General features: G+C 51.9%; 16 protein-coding genes. 5 read left to right on the top strand and 11 right to left on the bottom strand.

Features of this window, described 5'->3' with window-relative positions:
• Positions 1–431: 431 nt before the first annotated feature.
• The 6 genes from LQV63_RS07795 to sdaAB form a co-directional block, all read right to left on the bottom strand.
• Positions 432–1,259 carry an energy-coupling factor transporter transmembrane component T family protein gene (locus tag LQV63_RS07795; protein ID WP_019424632.1) on the bottom strand — a complete coding sequence of 276 codons (828 nt, stop codon included), beginning with the start codon at positions 1,257–1,259 and terminating at the stop codon, positions 432–434.
• Positions 1,252–2,964: an ABC transporter ATP-binding protein gene (locus tag LQV63_RS07790; protein ID WP_233696277.1), complete on the bottom strand. Its 1,713-nt coding sequence runs from the start codon at positions 2,962–2,964 to the stop codon at positions 1,252–1,254. The genes LQV63_RS07795 and LQV63_RS07790 overlap by 8 nt, the downstream gene beginning before the upstream one ends.
• A 40-nt stretch (positions 2,965–3,004) precedes the next feature.
• A complete protein-coding gene (locus tag LQV63_RS07785; protein ID WP_026011377.1) occupies positions 3,005–3,568 on the bottom strand; it encodes an ECF-type riboflavin transporter substrate-binding protein in 564 nt (187 codons plus the stop codon).
• 366 nt (positions 3,569–3,934) lie between these two features.
• Entirely contained in the window at positions 3,935–4,978 is a 1,044-nt protein-coding gene (gene fni, locus LQV63_RS07780; protein WP_233696276.1) for a type 2 isopentenyl-diphosphate Delta-isomerase, read from the bottom strand.
• Between the two features lie 83 nt (positions 4,979–5,061).
• Positions 5,062–5,943 (bottom strand): L-serine ammonia-lyase, iron-sulfur-dependent, subunit alpha, encoded by an 882-nt coding sequence (sdaAA, locus tag LQV63_RS07775; protein ID WP_233696275.1) that lies wholly within the window; start codon positions 5,941–5,943, stop codon positions 5,062–5,064.
• A gap of 30 nt (positions 5,944–5,973) precedes the next feature.
• Positions 5,974–6,636 carry an L-serine ammonia-lyase, iron-sulfur-dependent subunit beta gene (gene sdaAB / locus LQV63_RS07770; protein WP_233696274.1) on the bottom strand — a complete coding sequence of 221 codons (663 nt, stop codon included), beginning with the start codon at positions 6,634–6,636 and terminating at the stop codon, positions 5,974–5,976.
• Positions 6,637–6,948: 312 nt separating this feature from the next.
• Here sdaAB and LQV63_RS07765 point away from each other — a divergent pair, with 312 nt between their 5' ends.
• Both LQV63_RS07765 and LQV63_RS32000 read left to right on the top strand, forming a co-directional pair.
• Positions 6,949–7,194: a hypothetical protein gene (locus tag LQV63_RS07765; RefSeq protein WP_233696273.1), complete on the top strand. Its 246-nt coding sequence runs from the start codon at positions 6,949–6,951 to the stop codon at positions 7,192–7,194.
• Positions 7,191–7,397, top strand: a complete 207-nt coding sequence (locus LQV63_RS32000; protein ID WP_407672900.1) for an FkbM family methyltransferase — start codon at positions 7,191–7,193, stop codon at positions 7,395–7,397. The genes LQV63_RS07765 and LQV63_RS32000 overlap by 4 nt, the downstream gene beginning before the upstream one ends.
• A 234-nt stretch (positions 7,398–7,631) precedes the next feature.
• Here the strand turns inward: LQV63_RS32000 and rocF are convergent, their stop codons facing one another.
• The 4 genes from rocF to cls all read right to left on the bottom strand — a co-directional run bounded on the left by rocF (position 7,632) and on the right by cls (position 13,172).
• Positions 7,632–8,558 (bottom strand): arginase, encoded by a 927-nt coding sequence (gene rocF / locus LQV63_RS07755; protein ID WP_019420938.1) that lies wholly within the window; start codon positions 8,556–8,558, stop codon positions 7,632–7,634.
• Positions 8,559–8,623: 65 nt separating this feature from the next.
• Positions 8,624–9,820 (bottom strand): ornithine--oxo-acid transaminase, encoded by a 1,197-nt coding sequence (locus tag LQV63_RS07750; RefSeq protein WP_019420939.1) that lies wholly within the window; start codon positions 9,818–9,820, stop codon positions 8,624–8,626.
• A 156-nt stretch (positions 9,821–9,976) separates the two neighbouring features.
• Positions 9,977–11,215: an MFS transporter gene (locus LQV63_RS07745; protein WP_036703967.1), complete on the bottom strand. Its 1,239-nt coding sequence runs from the start codon at positions 11,213–11,215 to the stop codon at positions 9,977–9,979.
• A gap of 445 nt (positions 11,216–11,660) precedes the next feature.
• A complete protein-coding gene (cls, locus tag LQV63_RS07740) occupies positions 11,661–13,172 on the bottom strand; it encodes a cardiolipin synthase (protein ID WP_233696271.1) in 1,512 nt (503 codons plus the stop codon).
• 365 nt (positions 13,173–13,537) lie between these two features.
• Between cls and LQV63_RS07735 the strand changes: the two genes are divergently transcribed.
• On the top strand, positions 13,538–14,122 hold the full coding sequence (locus tag LQV63_RS07735) for a TetR/AcrR family transcriptional regulator (RefSeq protein WP_019420942.1): 585 nt from the start codon (positions 13,538–13,540) through the stop codon (positions 14,120–14,122).
• Positions 14,123–14,369: 247 nt separating this feature from the next.
• On the opposite strand, the gene LQV63_RS07730 is transcribed toward LQV63_RS07735, so the two are convergent.
• Entirely contained in the window at positions 14,370–15,050 is a 681-nt protein-coding gene (locus LQV63_RS07730) for a TorD/DmsD family molecular chaperone (protein ID WP_233696270.1), read from the bottom strand.
• 258 nt (positions 15,051–15,308) lie between these two features.
• Here LQV63_RS07730 and LQV63_RS07725 point away from each other — a divergent pair, with 258 nt between their 5' ends.
• Together LQV63_RS07725 and LQV63_RS07720 are read left to right on the top strand one after the other, a co-directional pair.
• Positions 15,309–15,479 (top strand): hypothetical protein, encoded by a 171-nt coding sequence (locus LQV63_RS07725; RefSeq protein WP_019420944.1) that lies wholly within the window; start codon positions 15,309–15,311, stop codon positions 15,477–15,479.
• Between the two features lie 2 nt (positions 15,480–15,481).
• Positions 15,482–16,411: an AraC family transcriptional regulator gene (locus LQV63_RS07720; protein ID WP_233696269.1), complete on the top strand. Its 930-nt coding sequence runs from the start codon at positions 15,482–15,484 to the stop codon at positions 16,409–16,411.
• Positions 16,412–16,462: the final 51 nt, after the last annotated feature.

Here is a 16,462-nt window from a genome sequence, read left to right as displayed (position 1 = left end):
TTGTTCACTCTCCCAACTATTCAGAATAATGTGAACCATATCGAATCACCGTTTGAGACAGATAAGTTTAAGCAAAGCGCTCAGAGTCTTCTTACCATTCACGGAATCCTTTCTACCTCCTATCATTAATCTATTTTCCACACCCTGTTCCTCAGAACCATCTCATTCAAATCGCTCCAATAAACTATTACTTCAGCTGCCGAGCTGTTGCGTATCTGAACCAATCACGGCAGCTCGCTAGTCCGTTCATAACATGCACGGATCGATCACTGCGCGCCGAGCCATTCATTGCAATACTGAGAAATGGGGAGAGTGGGCGAAAGGGATGAGCGGAACAGGGGGCAGTGAACACGAAGGATGTTGTAAGATACGTGGACATTATCTTTTGGATCAAAAAATCGGGCCTCCTCTTGGAGAACCCGATTCATTATTCAATATGGATACCAGAACGTTCCGTAGCCCTGTACTCGCCAAGCTATCGCTGCAATAAGCACGATGAGACTCGTGACGATGACGATATAATCCTCGCGGTGCCATACCGTCGCAGAATACCACGTCCGCTTGGAATGCTTGCCGAAGCCGCGCAAATCCATCGCATTCGAGATCGTCTCAATCCTGTGAAGCGAGGATTGGACAAGCGGAATGGCAATCGAGACGAAATGCTTGAGCCTTTGGCTCAGCGTCCCTTCGCCTTTGCCGAAGCCCAGCCCCCGTGCTTGCATAGCGTTCGAGATGTTGCGAAATTCCGCCTGCATATCTGGAATGTAGCGGAACGCGATGCTGAACGCGTAAGCCACCTTATACGGAACCCCTACCCGGTTCAAGCTGCTGGCCAAACGAGTTGGATGCGTCGTATAAATAAACAATACGGTAATCGGCATAAGCGACATATATTTCATGGATAAGGTCAGTACGTAAACTACCGTTTCAAGCGTAAGCACATTGTATCCCAAATCCAATATGACCGTCGTCGAGCCCGACACTTCACTTCCATAGGCCGGTGTAATGGCAAGCGTAAACAGAGAGTTAAAGATATTGAATACGATCATGAGCCAAACGAGGAGACGGATTCGCTTCCATGGCAGCTTGGCGGACAGCAACATGATGATCCCGATCAGAAAAAGCGGGACAAAGATACGAATATCCTGAAATAAAAAGACGACGACGGTCCAGACAGCCAAGACGATAAGCTTGGCCGCTCCGTCCATGCGGTGGAACAAGGTGTCACTGTCGATATAGAGCATTCCAGCCTTACTCATGATGATTCACCTTCTTCTCCTGCACGATAAAATGACGCACGAACGCTTCCGGTGCGGAGACACCGGTTAAACGCGACAGAGCGCCCAACGACGTTTCTTTCAAATTCGCCTGCGCGATTGCGTCTGTATCCGTCAACACATGCGCGGTATCGCCTACCGCAATCAGTTCCCCGTTGCACAGAACCGCGGCCCGTTCCGTATATTCAAGCGCCAAATGCATATCATGCGTAATAAAAAGAAACGACATGCCGCTGTCGGCCAAGTGCGAGATGAAGCTCATGAATTCGGTATAATGCTTATAGTCCTGTCCAGCTGTCGGCTCATCCAAAATCATCAGCTTCGGCTCCATAACTAAGATGGAAGCTATCGTCACCCGTTTCTTCTGACCGTAGCTGAGCGCAGATACCGGCCATTCCCGATACCCGTACAAGCCGCAGATGCGCAGCGTCTCTTCCACCCGCGTCTTCACTTCATCTTCCGATAAGCCGCGCACGCGCAGGCCAAGGGCGACTTCGTCCCAGATCATCGGCTGCGTAATCATATGATTCGGATTTTGCATCACATAACCGATATGTTCACCGCGGCGGCGAATTGACCAAGAATTGATCGGCTCTCCTTGCAGCCGGATGACTCCGGCATTCGGCTTCGCGATACCGGTCAGCAGATGGGACAGCGTCGATTTGCCTGCGCCGTTGTTGCCAAGCAGCGCAACGCGTTCCCCTATGCCTATCGCAAGGGAAACGCCGCGGATGATTTCCCGTTCCCCATCATAGGAGAAGCGGACATCCTCCATTTCGATGAGCGGAGGATGAGGAGCAGACTTTGATGCGGGTTCAGCGCTGTCCGCCCACACAGCCAGACGTTCCTTAACAACAGGGCTGGCGCTCACCTGCGCCAAGGAGGACGGCTTGTCCTTCGGCAGCAAGTCGCAGCCGGCATATTTCAACGCAGAGACGTAAAGCGGTTCCCGCAATCCGTGCTCGCGCATGATGCTGGAGGATAGAATTTCATCCGGTGTTCCCACCTTAACGATTCTTCCCTCTGCCATAATGACGACACGGTCGACAGGCTGCTCCAGCACATCCTCGACGCGATGTTCGATAATGATGATGGTCTTCTCGGTCTGACGGTGAATCTCCTCCATCAGCTCCATCGCATGCTTGCCGCTGGCTGGATCCAAATTGGCAAGCGGCTCGTCAAACAGCAAAATATCCGCCTCCATCGACAGCACGCCCGCCAGCGACACCCGCTGCTTCTGTCCGCCCGATAATTCGTGCGGGCTCTGATCGTGAAGCGGCAGCATGTCAACAATATCGAGCGCATGCGTCACCTTCGGCTTCATGTCCGCCGGTGCCATGCAGTCGTTCTCGAAGGCAAAGGCAACATCTTCGCCGACGGACAAGCCGATGAATTGACCATCCTGATCCTGCAATATTGTGCCGACGCTGCGGCTGATTTCAAAAATGCTGAGGTCGGCCGGACGCTGCCCTCTAAGGGAGTATTCTCCGGACAACGTGCCGCTGTAAGTAAAAGGAATCAGCCCATTGATACAATGGGCCAACGTAGATTTGCCCGAGCCGCTTGGCCCGGCAATGAGTATTTTCTCACCTGGATAAATGTCCAGATTAATTTGTTTCAATGTCGGCTCAGACAAGCTGCGGTATTGAAAGCTAAAATCTCGAAACGAGATAAGCGGTTCCTTCATAGATTCAATAGCTCCTGTCATCATGCTGCAATCTAGCAACCTATTTAAGTACGCGCAAATTCGAGTTGCGACGGTTCAATTTAAGTAATCCAAGCACAGCTGACACACCGAGAATCAAATGTACGGCAATGTTGGCAATGGCGGACGCATAAAATTGCACCCACATTTTGTCCGGCGCCTCGCCAAACAAATAGACATCAAGAATACTGGAAATCCCGTAGCCGACTGCCAAAGCAACCGATCCGGAAATAGCTAGTGTAACGATATTGCCTTTCGTGGAACGACCTTCATTTACGTTAAAAGAGCTGCTTGCATACACGAGCCCCATTCCTAAACCGGAAATCGCAGAACCGAGCACCCAAGACCACCAAATCGTGCCGCCACCCCATGTTAAATCGGTAATGATATGGCCGATCGCTCCGCTTAAAAAGCCAACGACAGGACCAAACAGCGCGCCGAAAATAGTAAGAATGGCAATGGCCGGGCGCAATCCCGTCTGAGGAACTAACGGTATCGTAATCGTGCTGAGCAAGCCGTACAGAGCAGCTCCAATACCGATAGCGACTACCGTTTTGGTATCAAAGTTGAAAATCGATTGTTTCATCCCATTCAACCCTTCCTTTTCACTCATTATAATATTTATCGACGCTCTCCCGTTCGATGTCCACTATTTACGCACTTATTATCATGAAATCCGAACGTTTGAATGTGATTCCGATCATAATATAAAGGATTTTCCATAGTATGGGTACAGGTTTTATTTACCAAAAATGATGTTTTCAAACACATTTTCAAGATATGAAGGTAAAAAACCGTGAAAAGTGGGGATTTTATGAACAAAAAGCGTCGATTTCCGTGAAAAGTTTCTGTTTTTCATGACTATTCCAGGTTGATATTTGCAAGAAACAGGCCACAGTTATCAGGCTGCGGCCATTTCTAGTTTATCCCATTGTAACAGGATGATCACTTATTAGACTAGTCGTTCAGTCATTCGCAACTGCTCGATCGTTCGCGCCCCAATGCCGAACATCGCGATGCGCAGCTCCGTCTCCACCTGTGCCAGCACCGCGTCCACCGCTGTTTCCGAATCGGCCGCCGCCGCAAGCAAGGAGCGTCCGAAGCCAGCTGCGTTCGCACCCAGAGCGAGCGCCTTGGCCGCATCGACGCCAGTGCGGAGCCCGCCGCTGGCCACCACCATGTGGTCAGGCAACGCAGCGCGCACCTGCCGCACGCTCTCTGCCGTAGGAATCCCCCAATCGGCAAAGGCCTCGGCAGCTTGCCGGCGAATCGGATCCGGGAGCCGCATCTTCTCGACTTGACTCCAGGAGGTCCCTCCCGCTCCGGCGACGTCGATGAAGGCGACGCCCACCTCGGCCAACTGCTTGGCCGTGTCCGCCGCTATCCCCCAGCCGACTTCTTTCACGCCGACGGGCACTTCCAATGCGCGGCACACTTCCTCGATACGGTGAAGCAGCCCGGCAAAGTTCAAGTCGCCTTCCGGCTGAAACACCTCCTGCAGCGCATTGAGATGCAAAATGAGTCCGTCTGCCTGCACCAGTTCCACTGCACGGCGGCATTCATCCGCCCCCATGCCCATATTTAACTGCACCGCGCCCAAGTTCGCGAACATAGGAATCGTCGGCGCCAAATCGCGCATCTGGAACGTGTCCGCGACGCCTGGATTCTCTACCGCCGCCCTCACTGAGCCGACGCCCATCGCCCAGCCGCGCGCTTCCGCCACGACAGCCAAGCGACGATTAATCGACGCCGTATGGCTGCTGCCTCCCGTCATCGAGCTGATCAAGAGCGGCGTCCGCACCGGCTTGCCCAACCAAGCGGTAGCAAGATCAATGTCGCGATAGTCGATGTCCGGGAGCGCCTGATGCACAAAGCGGTATCGTTCCAGTCCCGTTGTAATGCCAATACCGTTCACCGGCTCCTCCAAACAGATGCGAACATGCTCTGTCTTGCGCCGCCCGGTCAATCCCCCCGGTTCGGGCTGTCGCTCTTGCATTTTGGTACCCCCTACAGATCTGGAGTCCAACCATTCGGACTCCAGATCTTTCATTTATCTCGTTCATTTAGCGATAATTTCGTTTATTTTGTCGTCTGATCTCCAAAAATTTGCTGCTTCAATCGCTGACCTGTCGGAGTGGCAGCCAAGCCCCCGCGCGCAGTCTCCTTCAGCGTAGTAGGCATCGTCTGTCCAATGCGGAACATCGCCTCGATGACTTCGTCGCACGGAATGACGCTCTCCACGCCGGCAAGCGACATATCTGCCGCCACCATCGCGATGGCCGCGCCCATGGCGTTGCGCTTCACGCACGGCACCTCGACCAAGCCTGCAACAGGGTCACAGACGAGGCCGAGCATGTTCTTCAGCGCGATCGCCATCGCATGCGCCGCTTGGCGCGGGCTTCCGCCCGCCAGTTCAGTAATGGCTGCCGCCGCCATACCTGCGGCTGACCCCACTTCAGCCTGGCAGCCACCCGCCGCGCCGCTGATCGAGGCGTTGTTCGCCACAACCATGCCGAAGGCTCCCGACGTGAACAGATAGTCCACCATCTGTTCACGTGTCGGCTGCAGCTTCTCCTTGAGCGCGAACAGCGTTCCCGGCACGACACCGGCCGAGCCTGCCGTCGGCGTCGCGCAGATGAGCCCCATCGCAGCGTTCACTTCGTTCGTCGCCACCGCTTTGCTGACGGCGTCCATTATGGTTTCGCCGCTTAATACTTTGCCGGAGTCAATATACTGCTGGATCTTGACCGCATCTCCTCCCGTCAGACCAGAGTGGGAGCTAACACCTGACAGACCGCGCGCGACCGCTTGCTCCATGACGTCTAGATTCCGAGTCATCAGCTCGATAACCGATTCGCGCGACGTTTGGCGCACTTCCATTTCCTGCTGTATCATAATGTGCGCGATCGAGCACGAACGCTCTTCGGCAAGCGCGACTAATTCAGCTACATTGCGGAACATAATCTTGTCCTCCCTTCCTCGATGGCGTCATTAATCTTCCATGCGCAGCACGCGGTTAACCCCCGCTAGAGCGCGAATCTCATCTATAATGGATTCGTTTATCTTCTCATCCGTTTCAATGACCATGAGTGCCATCTTGCCTTTCTCCTTGCGGCTTACTTCCATATGTCCGATATTGACGTGCTGGCCGCTCAATATTTGCGTCACTCCGGCGATGACTCCATACCGGTCATGGTTCATTACGAGAATGGCCGGACATTGACCGGAAAGCTTCAGCTCGAACCCGTTCAATTCCGTAATTTCCACCTTGCCCCCGCCAATGGAGATGCCTGCTACTTCCATCTCGTCCCGTTCGTCCGACATCATAATGCGGGCGGTGTTGGGATGCTCAGGCACGGCGTCTTCTGTCGTAATGACTACCTCGATGCCGGCTTCATCGGCATACTGCGGCGCCTGCGGCAGGCGCGGGTCATTCGTGTCATAATCCAACACCCCCGCAATGAGCGCCACATCCGTCGCATGTCCCTTGTACGTCTCTGCGAACGAGCCGTACAAGGAAATATGCACCCGCTTCGGCTGTCTGCCGAAGATGCTTCGCGCAAGGCGTCCTATCTTGGCTGCTCCGGCCGTATGCGAACTGGACGGACCCACCATAATCGGACCAATGATGTCAAACACACTGCGATACTTCATCGCCCTTCCTCCTCTTTAGCGTTCCCCCAACGTTCTATCCAATCTATCCTGATGGTTCCACTATTCCACTCGTCTTGCTCGTTTCTATTGTACGCAACCGGTCCCGCTTTCTCCACGACGATAGCCGACCGCTGCAAGCACTTTCAGACTCATCCTACCAAGGCTTCGCCAAGAACACAACCCCTCCGGCACGGCGATTTATAGACGTCTCCCATTCAATCGTTATGTTGCAGAATCGCGGCGCATAAGTTGTAGAAATCTGACATGGAAAAGTTTTATATTGGAAGACATCACTTGCGAAGGAGTGACTGCATGCACGCGATTTACATGGGCAATGAACGCCTGCTCGTCAAGCCTGTTTACGGAGGGAAGCTCATCGTCCCTTCCGCTGATTTGAGCATTACACCAGAACTCGTCATGCACGGCGCGATGGAGTGGCCACTAACGAAGTATTTGGAGAATCACGTAAAAAAGGGGCACGTACTCGTCGATATCGGGGCTAATGTCGGTTACTTCACCGTCTCTCGCCCATTTGACGGGACCGTCCGGCCAAGCTGAACAAGCATAGCCAACAATATTTCAAGCATTACCGGGACGATATATCGGAATTCGAGACGGAGGCCATACGGCTGGACGATGCACTCGCGCATCTGCCGCATATCGACATGATTAAGGTAGACATCGAGGGGGGAGAATACCAAGCGTTTCTCGGCATGGAACAGCTGCTGGAGCATAACGTGAAATGTGTCGTCTTTGAATGAAACGAAATGATGCTGCAGGAACAAATGGAGCCATTCGCGGCCTTGTTGCGCCGCCATGAAGATGCTGGAAAGAGCTTCTACTTGCTCGATCATCATGGGGCAGAGGTCCAGATGCCGCTGGAGCAGGTACTATCCATAGGCAGCATTCCTAACGTCATCATGAAGTGACAATAGCCAGCATATATACTTGGAAGCTACAAACCGGAGGTTTGCGCCTCCGGTTTTATTCATTCATTATAAAATTCTCTGTCCGAATAACGAACCGATAAGTTCCTTGGCCAGCCTTGCCGTTTTGTTGTTCACATCTAACGTCGGATTCACTTCCACGAACTCCGCCGAAGTGACAAGGCCAGATTCGTGCAGCAGCTCCATCGCCAAGTGCGCTTCCCTGTAACTCACTCCACCCTGCACTGGCGTGCCCGTTCCCGGCGCTTCGTAAGGATCGACGCTATCCACATCGAAGCTGAGATGAACTCCATCCGTGTCGCTGCCGACAATGCGCAGCGCTTCCTGCACAACCCGTTCCATGCCCATGCGGTCAATCTCGTGCATCGTAAAGCAGGTAATGCCTTGCTGACGAATGAATTCTTTCTCTCCGGGGTCGAGGTCGCGCGCCCCGATAAGCACGACGCGATCCGCTCTCACGTATGGTCCTGACCACGGCATTTCCGCGAACTCGGCTCTGCCCAACGCAACAGCCAGCGACATGCCGTGAACGTTCCCGCTCGGACTCGTCTCCTCCGTATTTAAGTCGGAATGGGCGTCGAACCAAATGACGCCTACATTGCGATAATGGCGCGTCAATCCAGCGAGCGTGCCCATCGCGATACTGTGATCGCCCCCTAGCACGAGCGGAAAGCAACCGTCCGTTACGGCTGCAGACACCTGTTCGGCCAACGCGGAACAAGTATAGAGCACCTCGGCCAAGTGCTTCGCGTTCCGCGCGGGAACAGGCGCTTCATCCAACTGCTCTCTAGCTGGAGCCGCCGATGGCAAATTCACTTCGCGCTCCGCCGCCACTTCTATCCCCAACTGCTTCAGCTGCCGCAGCAATCCGGAGCGAACAATGCTCTCCGGTCCCTGCTCCGCTCCCGCTCTGCCAGCCCCTAGTCCGAATGGAACACTAATCATTGACAGTTTTCGATTCATCGTCATCGTCATCGACAACTTTCTCCTCCTTGCAAGCTAATATGCAACATAGTTCCAAGACTGATAAGCGGGTACGGCTATGCGCGAGCCAAAACGCGCTGGATACGCTCCAACGCCCAATCGAGCTCCGCTGCCTCAATAATTAACGGGGGCGCTAGGCGGATGATATTCTCATGGGTCTCTTTGCAAAGCATGCCAAGCCGCATCAGCATCTCGCAATACGGTCGTGCAGGCTCCGTCAGCTCCACGCCGATGAACAACCCTCGTCCCCTCACATTGCGGACTACCGGACTGTGAATGCCCTCTAGCCGCTGCTTAAAATACGCTCCCTGCTCCTCCGAGCGTTCGGCAAGCCGTTCGTCTTCCAGCACTTCCAAGGCGGCTACCGCCACCGCACAAGCAAGCGGATTGCCTCCGAAGGTGGAGCCGTGCGATCCAGGCTGCAGCAAGCCCAGAATCTCTTCATCCGCCGCTACGGCCGAGATAGGCAGCACGCCTCCTCCGAGCGCTTTACCCATGATATAGACGTCTGGCACGATCTGTTCCCAGTCGCAGGCGAACCGTCTGCCCGTACGCCCGAAGCCGGTCTGAATTTCATCCGCCATGAACAGGACGTTGTGCCGTTTGCATATTTCGTAGGCCTGGCGCAAATAACCGTCGGGCGGAATGACGATGCCATTCTCCCCTTGAATCGGCTCTACGAGAAAAGCGGCCGTGTTCGGTGTGATAGCCTGCTCCAGCGCTTCAGCATCACCGAATGGAATGATCGTGAAGCCTGGCGTAAACGGACCGAAGCCTTCCTTATATTCCTCCGCCGAGGAGAAGGAGGTGACCGTAATCGTCCTCCCATGAAAATTGCCGCTGCATACGATGATGTCTGCTTGATTGGCGGGGACCTGCTTATGGTTATATGCCCAGCGCCGCGCTGCTTTGAGGGCAGTTTCCACCGCTTCCGCACCTGTGTTCATCGGCAAGACCATCGCTTTCCCCGTGTAGGCCGACAGCTTCTCATAAAACGAGGCCAACGATTCACTGTGAAACGCCCGGGAAGATAGCGTCACCTTCTCTGCCTGGCGCAAGAGCGCCTGAATAATGCTCGGATGGCGGTGTCCGTGGTTCAAGGCCGAGTATGCGCTTAACATGTCCAAGTAGCGGCGCCCTTCCGGATCTTCTACCCATACACCTTCCGCTTTGGAAATGACAATAGGCAGCGGATCGTAATTCCTTGCTCCATACCGTTCCGTCGTGCGGATAATCTCTTCTGAGCCTGCCATTCACTATCCTCCTCTGTCCTCTACGAAATCGCTTTCTATACCATATTCAGAGTATAGCACACTGTTTCACATAACGGTAAAATATTGCCATATGTCCTCCAGGAAAATACAAAAGTTCCCGCCGCATTTCTCTAACACAATGCGAACGGGAACTGATTACATCGGGGTACTCCCCGTTTCCACACTTGGCCCGCCATGCTTGGAGAGCATTCGTGCCGTTATCTTGTCGGAGTAAAGCAAGGCATACAGCGCCAACACCAATGAAATTCCGCCGAAGATGAGCACCATGTATTGGAGCCCGATCGTATCGAGGAAAAAGCCCGTCCCAAGCAGGACGATTTGGAACAGCACCCGGTCTAGCATATTCCGGAACGAGAAGAAGCGGCCATGATAGTCCTTCGGAATGGTCGTCTGGAAATACGTCGACAGCAAAGGGAAGAAAAAACCTGCCGCCAGGCCGAACAAGCCAAATGACAGCAGCGCCACCCATCTGATATCCCCAAAGAACAACAGCATTTGCGAGATGGCGATAACAAATGAAAACGAGAGCAGCATTTTCAACAAATTCACTTTTCCGGAAATCCGTTTCACGAAAAATGCGGCAACTATAAAGCTTGTCCCCTCCACTGCATACAGCAGGCCCTTAATCTGCTGATCATGCTGCAATTCGCTAATGTTGATAACCATCAGGTTGAAGCCTCCGATAAACAGCGCTGGAATAATCGACAACCCGAGCGCCATGACAGCTACAGGGAGTTGTTTGAGCATCGGAACGATTTCCTTGAACCCGCCGCTCTCTTTGCCTTTCTGGTTCCTATTGCGATGTGGCGTGCCTGTATCCTCTACCTGCAAGAAGAAGGTGGACGCAAGCAGCAGCGCGTACGCAACGAGAGAGGTGAGATATAATGAGGACAGACTCATGACGGCCAACATCATTCCCGCCATCGCCGTTCCCAATATACGAGCGATAGTGGAAGCATTCATATGAACCCCGTTTAACGCAATCAAATCTTTATCTTGGACGATAAGCGGAATAACCGACTGAAGTGCCGGAAAGTAGAACGCCGCAGACACCTGCAAACTGACTGCAAACAGGACCATCCACCATACCGAATCCATCGACAAAGCGAGAAACATGAAGCACACGCTGACCATTCGCCCGATTCCGGCGTATATCATCACCTTCTTCTTGCTGCTCGTATCGATGACCTTCCCTGCATACGGACCGACCAGCACGCCTGCAAGCAGTCCCACAAATAAAATGAGCGATTTCATAAAGTCTGACGGCACGTGCTGCTGCATAAATTCCAAATTCGCGATAATTGAAGTCCACAAGCCGAGACCGGCGATAAACTCTCCGCTCAGCACAATCCATACGTTGCGGTTACTCCACATTGCATCCATCCCCGTTCTCCCACTAAAGTCTGTTAGAGGTTATTCAAAAAGTCCCCTTTTGATCATGAAGCTGCCCAGAATCAAAAAAGCTGCTCCGCCATCAAGCGAAGCAGCTCTAATTACGTATATGAATGATACCTGTATGAATGAGATATTTCACCTTGTAAATCTTGTAGAAAATGAAAATCGTTCTCAAATGAATGATTAGTAACATCATGCCATAAACGGTGCCAGCAGTCAATCAGTCCCAGCCCCTTTTGACGGGGGTCATTCCGGCCATCCGTGTGACAGTTCAAGGCAGTGGAATGGCGGAGTTTATCGGGGCGAACACAGCACCCGTACCGCACACACAACGCTAAGCTTTTGGTCGGCGGATCGACCCTCGGCGTGTAATTCGCCAGAAAGCTGGTGCGGAATGCGGGTATATGCACCGCAAGCCGTCTCGTTAAAGCAATGGTGAAAATAGGCGGGCAGCGGATTCCAAAAATCGGGTTATCATTTTCTTGTGCGCAAACTCTTCTTCCTCTATCGGCGTCGTGTACTGCAAATCCCGTTCAAAATCTTCAACCAACGCCGCCACACTATCCGTTCGCATCAAAATCGCATTGACCTCGAAATTCAAATGGAAGCTTCGCATATCCATATTAGCTGTTCCTATCGTAGCAATCTCGCCGTCTACTATAATAAGCTTGGAATGCAGAAAGCCTTTTTCATATTCATAAATTTGTACGCCCGTTTCCATGAGGCCGGGAAAATAAGAATGGGACGCAAGAAACGGCAGCCATTTGTCTGGCTTGGCCGGAAATAATAATTTCACATCGATTCCTGCCAATGCCGCTACCCGCAGCGCCGTAAAAATATCTTCATCCGGAATGAAATAAGGCGTAGCAATCCAAATGGACTTTTTGGCCGAGGTCAGCATTGAGAAAAAGACGTTTTTCATCGTTTTGAAATCTTGATCAGGCCCGCTTGCGATAATTTGCACCGCTCCGGCTGTCGCCTCCACCGGCCGCGGCAGCAAATATTCCGGCCCGTAGAGGTTGGCGGCCGTCGTATGCGCCCAATCCTGCAGAAATATAATCTGAAGCGTCTGCACTGCCTCGCCCCGCACAATCATGTGCGTATCTCGCCAGAAGCCGTACGTCTTGCTGCGGCTTAAATATTCATCGCCGACGTTCAGTCCACCGATAAACCCGACATCGCCGTCGATAACGACAATTTTGCGGTGATTGCGATAATTGACCCGATTCGAGAACAGCGGGAATTTCACCGCACCGAAGGCGGCTACTTCTACGCCAGCCCTCCGTAGATCATTCAGGAACGATTTTGGCAATTGCATGCTGCCTACTGCATCAACCATGAATCGAACTTCCACGCCTTGCCTCGCTTTTTCCATCAGAATGTACTTAATCTTCCGTCCGATATCATCGTCTCTATAAATGTAATATTCCATATGAATATGGTGAACCGCTCGGCCAAGCTCTGCAAGCAGGGCAGCAAACGTTTCTTCCCCGTTGTTCAGAATGCGCGTATCCGATGAGAACGAGATCGGGCTCTTGCTGAGACGGCTGGTCAGCCGCAGCAATTGACGTTGATCATCGGTAAACGAGCCTAATATTTGCTCCCTGCGAAGCAATGATTCGTTATCGATGAAGGCGTACGCTTGTCTGTCCTGCTGCGCTTTACGCGCATACCGCCGCCGCTTGCGATAGTTCTGTCCGAACAGCATATAAAATATGAATCCGACTACCGGAACGAGCGCCAACACTAATATCCAAGCCACCGTGCTGGACGGATGACGGTTCTCCATAAAGATAATGATTGCCAGCGTAATGACCGCCAGCGTCGTCATAATGCTTAGCGCTGTAGCAATTGTATTTCCAAACGTATCATTAATATATAGACCAAACGTCAACAACATGATGATGAATAACCCGACCTGCAGTGCTCTTCTCATCCACATGCTCCCCCATTCTAACTAGCCATTCTATCTATTCACCCATTTTCTCCTATTCCTATCGTTGTACTTATCTACATATACGCAGCATAAACCAATGTTTTTTCCAAATAAATGATAAGACGACTACATAACGCATAAACCCTTCCGGCTGATGGGACAATGAAGGTAGTGCACAAGCTATATTGCTTTACTATACCCGAAAACAACAACATCAAATATGTCATTGACAACGGTTACAATCGTATGACATAATTTTCGAACGAACGGTAGGTAGCTAAGTAGAGGCGGCCATCCGCCTATTACTGTAAACACAGGACCGTTTCTGCGAGATGAAGGAACAGCGAGGAATGGAGGAATTCCCTTTGACCGCAAACCGCATTCAACTCATCGCCCTCTCCCATTTTGCCAAGTATGGCTATGACGGGACGTCTTTAGCCAAAATCGCCGAAGACGTCGGCATCAAGAAACCGTCCATCTATGCTCATTATAAGAGCAAAGACGATTTATTTCTTCATGTTCTTCAAACCGTATTTATAGATGAGTGGAACTGGATTACCGATTTTTTCAATAAGCATGATCATCTGTCACTTCACGATCAGCTCACCCTGCTGATTCAATCATACCGTCAGCGTTATGAGCAGTACGATGTGCTGAAGTTCATTTTACGTGTTTCCTTCTTCCCCCCAGAAACGCTGCGGGAGCAAGTCATGGAGCGCATGAATGAATTTTTGGACCGGTTGGAAAATGGACTGGTTCCCCGAATGGCTCAAGCCCTCAGAACACAAGAAATATTTGGCGTGCATCCGGAACAAGCTTCCAAAGCGTTCATATGCATCCTGGATGGACTATTCGTAGAGCTGCTGTACGGTGGACCCGATCGCTTTGAGAAAAAGCTTGAAGCCGCTTGGTCGATATATTGGCGAGGGCTGACTATCAAGGATGATTAGCCTTGAACTAGCACAGGTCGCTTATCTTTGTTACAAATCTAAGTGAGGTCATCTGGGGAAACCGAGCGAAGCATCTGCATCTATTCACCCTCATTGGGATGTTGGAAAAAAGGGACCTTTCTACTGGAAAGGTCCCTTCGCTATGAATAATCATGTATCTCATAATGGATTGGCAATATCGAGTGACTCAATTCTAGAAACTTAATTTTAGTGACGCAATTCTGTTTTGCGAATCGTAACGCAATATTTATGCAGTCTTCGTCTTCTCCGCCCAAGTTACTTCCTTAGAAATAAATTCTTTAAGCAGCAGACCAATGGCCTGATATACCGGATGCTCCGCATGCTGCTTCAGGTCATCCCCGAAACGCGGCGCCCACCGCTTCAAATGATGCAGCACGAATTCACGCTGTCCGTTCATGTAACGGTCAAAGCGCTCTTCCGTCATGACGCTGTTCATCATCTTCTCAATCAGAACGGCCATGAACTCCAGTTCAATCGCGATATGATCGTCAGGCTCACCATTCATTTTTTTAAAATATAAGCTGAATTCAGCATACGTCTGCCGCACAACTTGAGCGTAGGACTTCGGCAGCATCTGTTCGCTGGCACGATACATCGTCTCGCACGGAGTCACGGGCAGTTGGCCCGAGGAACCGAAGAGGCGCATATATTCATCGCGCAGCGAAGAGAATACGGCGTACAACTCGTTAATCGACAAGTTCTCTAACAACAAGCGCAGCTGCTTGGCTCCTTCAGACGCGCAGGACATCTCCTGTAACCCCTGATGATTCCGCCAAGACATAATGACATCGAGCGTTGGCATTTCGCCAAGGAAATCGGCTAACAATTGATACACCGCCTTGCGTGTCTCCAAACGTTCTACGGTCTCATCGTTCCACTGCACCGGCTGTTCTGCCGTTAACAACATCGTCCGTCCCCTCCATATGATGATTTCTTCCTGCATCCATATTGTGCCATATTCAATTGTTAAAAGCTGTGACAAAATGCAAACAATAAGGAAGAAGAAAGCGTTTTATGTGACGCTTCTGTGAAGTGTATTTCGGTGCGTGATCCTGCCGAAACGGTTCACTGTTTTAGTCGTAAAGATTATTGTAACAAACGTCACACTAAAGAGACAGTTCCAAATGTTTCCTCATAATATAGGTGGCGCCGAAAGGAGACAACGATGAAAAAACAACCGCGCAAAGGATTTATCCGTCTTCGTGCCATCGTATCTTTTATAGCTATGGGCTTAATGGTGGCGGGCATTGGGATGGAGCAGGATCTCCGCTCCCTCATTTCCGATGTCGAACAGTCCAATGTGCAAACCACCCTTGATCCCGGTAAGGAAGCATGATGATGAACCATTCCGTTTTCAAAAAAGCAAACACGGCGCTCAATGTGCATGCCACCATGCTCCGCAATGGTCCCATCGCCTTTCGCGTGCATTATTGGGGCTTTATGCCGCAGCATTATAATAATACTGTGCATCGCCACTCCTTCTTAGAAGTGTGCTATGTGCTAAATGGCGAGGGCGAGTACACCGATGACGGACAAGAATACCCGCTAGCCCCCGGAACCGCCTTCTGTTCCCGCCCTGGCATCTGGCACCAGATTCGCAGCGATCAAGGGCTGACATTATGCTTCGTTGCCTTCGATATGGATGAGGAGCATACGGAGGATGATTACGCCCAGGCGTTCCAGCATATGGCCGCTCACGCCTTGCCTATCATGCCGGATGCCTCTGCGTCCCCGATGGCAAAGTTATGGGAGGCGCTGCTTGGCATGTTCGACGCCGGGCAGGCGATCTACCCGCCCCCTGTCCTGCAAGCGGCCTCGCATGCATTGCTCTATTCCATGCTGCCGCTGTTCACGCCGGATCCGAATCAGCTGCCGACCTCGTTCGGTGCAGAAGAAACGGCGCGTCCGGTCAACGACTTATTCCACCGGGCGCAGCTTTATTTGGAAGATAACTTGAGCGGTCCGCTGTCGTTAGAGATCGTTGCTCAGCATTTGCATATTTCCCCGCGGCATCTCTCGCGCTTATTCGTTCAGGAAAGCGGTCAAACGTTCGTGCATTACGTGCAAGAGCGCCGAATTCAGTCAGCGAAGGAGATGCTGCTCCGATCCAACGCCGCGATTAAAGATATCGCCGAGCGGTGCGGCTTTGAATCTGTTCATTATTTCACAAGAGTGTTCACCCGCAAGCTGGGTGTATCCCCCGCCCGTTTTCGGCGCTCGCAATTTGCCGAAGGGCGTTCCCGCCTGAAAGCCACACCTCGCACCTAAACGGAATCCATGTCCGTTTTGTACAAAAAAGGAGCTTCCTTGTCCAAATAC

It is taken from the genome of Paenibacillus profundus (genome assembly GCF_021369635.1).
GTDB lineage: Bacteria > Bacillota > Bacilli > Paenibacillales > Paenibacillaceae > Paenibacillus_B > Paenibacillus_B profundus.
This window is presented reverse-complemented; position numbering and strand designations above follow the sequence as displayed.